Genomic DNA, 5,698 nt, shown 5'->3' on the forward strand with positions numbered 1-5,698 from the left:
GTGCCCAGGATCGCCACGCGCAGGCAGGGGCCGAGGCGGCGGGCTCCGGAACGGGCGGCCAAGGAATGGCGGGGCGGGAGGCGACCGGTCTTGCGGACGTCGGGGCGAGGCTTCATGGGGAGCATCCACGGTGATGCCGCCATCAAAGCCCGCAACGATGAAAGCTCGGCCGAACCTTTTGTTGGTCTCCGCCGTTCTGAACAGCAGTCTCGAGTCAAGGTAAACACAGTCATGGCGACCAAAGTCGAGACGGCCTCGGGCGAGAAGACGCCCGAGAGCGCCCCCATGGGCACGGTCGTCGACACCGACATCTCGGCGCGACTGGACCGGCTGCCCTGGGGCCGGTTCCACGTCCTCGTCATCGTGGCGCTCGGCATCACCTGGGTGCTCGACGGGCTCGAGGTGACGCTCGCCGGGGCGCTGGTCGGGGCGCTGCGCAAGGCGCCGATGAGCTTCACCGAGTTCGACGTCGGCCTGGCCGCCTCGTCCTACCTCGTCGGCGCGGTCACGGGGGCGCTCGGCTTCGGCTGGCTCACCGACCGCATCGGCCGCAAGAAGCTGTTCTTCATCACGCTTGCCCTCTACCTCGCGGCGACCGCGGCGACGGGCCTGTCGTGGAACGTCTATTCCTTCTGCATCTTCCGCTTCCTCACCGGCGCCGGCATCGGCGGCGAGTACACCGCGATCAACTCGACGATCCAGGAGCTCGTCCCCGCCCGCGTGCGCGGTTGGACCGATCTCGTCATCAACGGCTCGTTCTGGATCGGCGCGGCGCTCGGCTCCTTCCTGTCGATCGTCCTGCTGAAGCCCGAGGTGATCGACCCGGCCTGGGGCTGGCGCGTCGCGTTCTTCACCGGCGGCGCCATCGGCCTCGTGATCCTGCTGCTGCGCACCTGGATCCCCGAGAGCCCGCGCTGGCTCGCGACGCACGGCTACACGGCGGAAGCCGACCGGGTCGTCACCGGCATCGAGAAGCGCTTCACCGACGAGGGCCACACCCTGCCGCCGGTCGACGCGGGCAAGCGCATGAAGCTGCGCACCCGCAGCCACACGCCGCTCTCGGAGGTGTTCGGGACGATGTTCGGCACCTCGCGCCGGCAGACGTTCGTCGGGCTGTCGCTGATGATCGCGCAGGCGTTCTTCTACAACGCGCTGTTCTTCACCTACGCCCTGGTGCTGGAGCGCTTCTACGGCGTGCCCGGCGGCAGCGTCGGCTGGTACCTGCTGCCGTTCGCCCTCGGCTCCTTCCTCGGGCCGGTGCTGTTAGGGCGCCTGTTCGACACGGTCGGCCGCCGCCCGATGATCGCCTTCACCTACGGCATCTCCGCGCTGCTGCTCGCAGGCGCGGGGTACCTGTTCAAGATCGAGGTGTTCGGCGCCTGGGCGCAGACCGGCGTCTGGATGGTGGTGTTCTTCTTCGCCTCCGCCGCCGCGAGCGCCGCCTACCTCACGGTGGCCGAGACCTTCCCGCTGGAGATCCGGGCGCTGGCCATCGCCGGCTTCTACGCGATCGGCACCGGCATCGGCGGCGTGTCTGGGCCGCTGCTGTTCGGCTCGCTCGTCGAGACCGGCTCCCGCGACGCGGTCTTCGGCGGCTACCTCGTCGGCGCCGCGCTGATGGCGGTTGCCTCGATCGTCGGCGGCCTCTTCGGCACGGCGGCCGAGGGGCGGTCCCTGGAGGACGTTTCGAAGCCGCTCGCGGCGGCGTGACGGCTCGTCCCGCGCGCCATGATCTGGCCGGGCGGCGTTGAGATCACGCCCCCCGGCGCCAAACCTGCCCGTGATAGACGAAGGTCTCGCCCTCGCTCGCCAGGGCCGCGAGCCCGGTGAAGGCGGGGTCGTGGACCGTGATGACGCTGGTCGGGATCGCCCGCATCATCGCGGCGAACGGCGCCTTCCGCTCGAAGGAATCGCGGAAGCCGCCCTGCTGCAGCAGCTTGACGATCCGCGGAGCGATGCCGCCGCCGATATAGACGCCGCCGGTGGCCAGGAACGTCAGGGCGAGGTCGCCGCAGACGCGGCCGAGCACGCGACCGAACAGCTCCAGCGCCTCGGCGGCATGCGGGTCGGAGGCGTCGAGCCCGGCCTGGGTCACCGCCGCAGGCTCGATCTTCTCCGGCGGCTCGCCGGTCCTGACGTGGCGCACCGCGGCGTGCAGGCGGGCGAGGCCGGGGCCGGAGAGCACGGTCTCGACGGTGATCCGGTCCTCGACGCGCTCGAGCGCGTGCCAGACCTTCTCCTCGAACGCGTCGGCGGGGCCGATATCGGTGTGGCCCGCCTCGGTTGAGACGATCGCGAGGCGATCCGAATACGGCACCAGGGCCGCGGCGCCGAAGCCGGTGCCGGGCCCGAGCACGACGCGGGCGCCCCCGGGCGCGTGCCCGGTCGGCCCGATCGGGGTCAGGTCGTGCGGCGCGATGCCGGCGGCGCCGGCGGCGACCGGGACGTAATCGTTCACGACGACCGACGAGTCGAGGTCGAAATCGGCGCCGATCTTCGCGCCCTCGATCACCCAGTGGGCATTGGTGAGCTGCACCTTCGGGCCGTCGACCCGGCCGGCGATGGCCAGGATCGCCGAGCGCGGCGGCTTTCCGCCTCCATCGCCCTGCTTGGCCAGCGCCGCGCGGATGGCGCTCGACGGGTCGGGGTGGCGCGCCGTCTCCTCGTGCGAGAGCGGGCGCGGCGCGGCGCCCTTGGAATCGACCACCGCGAACCGGGCGTTGGTGCCGCCGATATCGCCGACGAGGACCGGAAACGCGAACATGCGGTACCCTTTCCCGATCGACGCGGGCCGTCCCGGCCGACGCGTCGCTGTCTGTCCGATGGAGCCGCCGGCGCGGCTCAGGCCGCCGGCAGGGTGTCCGGGTCGATGATCCCGCCCGCCGCCCAGCTGCCAAGCAAGGCGTGCACCGCGTTCGGGTCGGCCAGGCGCCGCGCGGCCGCGGTCTCGCCGGGCCCGATGCGGATGCCGAGGCCGCCATACGCCGCGACGCTGGCGAACGCGATCTCGTCGGTGCGGTCGTCGCCGAGGAACACCGCGCGGCGGCCGGCATAGGGGGCGTGCTCGAGGAAGGCGCGGATCGCGTGCGCCTTGGTGGCCGAGGCCGGCACGATCTCGCCGACCGCCTTCCCAAGCTGAAGCCGGTACCGGCCCGACAGCTCGGTGGCGATCGCCGTGACCGCGGCCTCCGCCCGCTCGGCATCGGCCGGGTTCGCCAGGCGCCAGTGCACGGCGACCGAGGCGCCCTTGTCCTCGATCAGCACCGCGTCGAGGTCGGCGACCAGGGCCCGGAGCCGAGGCATCCGCGCACGCAGCTCCGGATGGTCGTCCGGGCTGCCGCCGGTGAGGACGCCGTCGACCCGGCGCTCGACCCCGTGCAGCCCGGCGACGTCGAAGGCGGCGGGTGCGAGGAAGTCGTCGATCACCGAGACCGGGCGCCCGGTCACGATCGCCAGCGCCCCGTCGAGCCGGGCGTGCAGCGCCTGGAGCATCGGCACCAGCCCGGGCTCGACCCGGACGAGGTCCGGCCGCGGCGCGATCTCGACCAGGGTGCCGTCGAAATCCAGGAAGAGGGCGATGGGCGTGTCCAACGGCGGCGCTCCGGGCTGTCGGGTCGGGGCTAGCACGCCGCGCGTTTTCGGCAAACGCATCTTCGCGGCGCCCTATGTTTCGGACGAGACGAACCGAGGACGACGCGATGCATCCGACCCCATCCCCGACGAAGCCCGGCGAGGAGAGCGTGTGGGCCTATCCGCGCCCGCCCCGGCTGGAGCCGGTCGCCGCGACGCTGAAGGTCGTCCTCGGCGGCCGCACCATCGCCGAGACGCGGGCCGGGTTCCGCGTGCTCGAGACCAGCCATCCGCCGACCTACTACTTCCCGCCCGCCGACGTCGCCGAGGGCGTGCTCGGGCCGGCGCACCGGGCCGGGATCTGCGAATGGAAGGGCCGCGCGGTGCTGTTCGACGTGACGGCGGGCGGCGCAGCGATTCCCGGCGCGGCTGTTCCCGGTGCCGCTTGGGCCTATCCCGATCCGACGCCGGATTTCCGAGCCATCGCCGGCTACGTCGCCTTCTATGCCGGCCCGATGGAGGCCTGCACCGTCGGCGGCGTCCGCGCGGAGCCGCAGCCGGGCGGCTTCTACGGCGGCTGGATCACCCCCGGCATCGTCGGCCCGTTCAAGGGCGGGCCCGGAACGATGGGCTGGTGAGCCTCGGGAGCTGTCCCGCCGCCCCAGGACCGCTACATCGGGCGCCGGGAACAAGGAGCACGGCATGAGCGATGCGATCGACGGAAGGCCGCAGGACGTCGGCATCGACCCGGGACGCCTGGAACGGATCGACGGCTGGATGCGCAGCCTCGTCGCGGAGGGCAAGCTCGCCGGGTTGTCGGTGAGCGTGGCGCGGCGCGGGCACACGGTGTTCCAGCGCGCCCACGGCCTCGCCGACCTCGCCCGCAGGACGCCGTTCACCACCGACACGGTGACGCGGATCTACTCGATGACCAAGCCGCTGACCTCGGTCGCGGTGATGCAGCTCTACGAGGAGGGCCAGTTCCAGCTCGACGACCCGGTCGCGCGCTTCCTGCCGGAGTTTTCCGAGATGCGGGTCGCGACCGGCGGCAACCGCGCCAAGCTCGAGACCGAGCCGGCCCGCCGCCCGATCACCATCCGGGACCTGCTCACCCATACCGGCGGCCTGACCTACGGCTTCATGGAATCGACCCTGGTCGATGCGCTCTACCGCCAGCAGGGCGCCGACTTCCTGCGCCCGGATGCGAGCCTCGCCGAGGTGGTGGCGACCGTGGCCCGGCTCCCGCTCCTGTCGCAGCCCGGCGAGGCGTGGAACTACAGCGTCTCGACGGACGTGCTCGGCCACCTCGTGGCCGTCGTCTCGGGGCGCGACTTCGCGGATTACCTGCGCGACGCCGTGCTCGCGCCGCTCGGCATGATCGATACCGATTTCTTCGTGAGACCCGAGAACATGGGGCGGTTCGCCGCGAACTACGTCTACGACCGCACCCGCACGCTGACGCTCTACGACGACGCGGTCGAGACCCATTTCGCCAAGCCTCCGGCGATCGCCGGCGGCGGGGGCGGCCTCGTCTCGACGGCCTCCGACTACCTGCGCTTCTGCCGGTTCATCCTGAACAAGGGCGAGCTCGACGGCGCGCGCCTGCTCGGGCGCAAGACGGTCGAGCTGATGACGATGAACCACCTGCCCGGCGACCTCGCCGCGATCGGCACGCCGCGCTTCGCGGAATCGTCCTATCACGGCATCGGCTTCGGGCTCGGCTTCTCGGTGATGCTCGATCCGGCCAAGGCCCAGATCGTCGGCACGCCGGGCGAGGTCGCCTGGGGCGGCATGGCCTCGACCGCGTTCTGGGTCGACCCGGCCGAGGAGCTCGCGGTGGTGCTGCTGACGCAGCTCGTCCCGTCCTCGGCCCTGCCGATCCGAAAGGAGCTGCGGGTGCTGACCTACGCCGCGCTGACCGATTGACGCGGGACCGGGGCGCGGGGGAGCATTCTCGGGCGAAGCGAATCCCCACGCACGTGAAGAAAATGCGACCACACGACGAAACAGAGCGTCTCCCGTGATCCAGGGATCACGGGAGACGCTCTCGTGGTCGACAGCGCCTTCGTTCTGCGGCGCCTATTCGTCGGCGGGCGCGGCCGCGGGCGGCGTGCCGGCGGCCGGAGCC

Annotated in this window: 5 protein-coding genes; 3 read left to right on the forward strand and 2 right to left on the reverse strand. The window is 71.8% G+C overall.

What is annotated here, in order from left to right; all coding sequences use genetic code 11:
• The first annotated feature begins 231 nt into the window (after positions 1–231).
• Complete coding sequence (locus FV223_RS18525; RefSeq protein WP_147728394.1) at positions 232–1,710, forward strand: MFS transporter; 1,479 nt, start codon at positions 232–234, stop codon at positions 1,708–1,710.
• 43 nt (positions 1,711–1,753) lie between these two features.
• Here the strand turns inward: FV223_RS18525 and FV223_RS18530 are convergent, their stop codons facing one another.
• Both FV223_RS18530 and otsB read right to left on the reverse strand, forming a co-directional pair.
• Positions 1,754–2,764 (reverse strand): glucokinase, encoded by a 1,011-nt coding sequence (locus FV223_RS18530; protein ID WP_147728395.1) that lies wholly within the window; start codon positions 2,762–2,764, stop codon positions 1,754–1,756.
• Positions 2,765–2,841: 77 nt separating this feature from the next.
• Entirely contained in the window at positions 2,842–3,591 is a 750-nt protein-coding gene (gene otsB / locus FV223_RS18535) for a trehalose-phosphatase (RefSeq protein ID WP_243932118.1), read from the reverse strand.
• Positions 3,592–3,698: 107 nt separating this feature from the next.
• On the opposite strand from otsB, the gene FV223_RS18540 reads away from it, so the two are divergent.
• Positions 3,699–4,208, forward strand: coding sequence for a DUF427 domain-containing protein (locus FV223_RS18540; protein WP_147728397.1), 510 nt, complete (start codon positions 3,699–3,701; stop codon positions 4,206–4,208).
• Positions 4,209–4,272: 64 nt separating this feature from the next.
• The gene (locus tag FV223_RS18545; RefSeq protein WP_147728398.1) at positions 4,273–5,496 is read left to right on the forward strand and encodes a serine hydrolase domain-containing protein; all 1,224 of its coding nucleotides are present in this window, start codon (positions 4,273–4,275) and stop codon (positions 5,494–5,496) included.
• The last annotated feature ends 202 nt before the right edge of the window (positions 5,497–5,698 follow it).

Source organism: Methylobacterium sp. WL116 (assembly GCF_008039455.1).
In the GTDB taxonomy this organism is placed as follows: domain Bacteria; phylum Pseudomonadota; class Alphaproteobacteria; order Rhizobiales; family Beijerinckiaceae; genus Methylobacterium.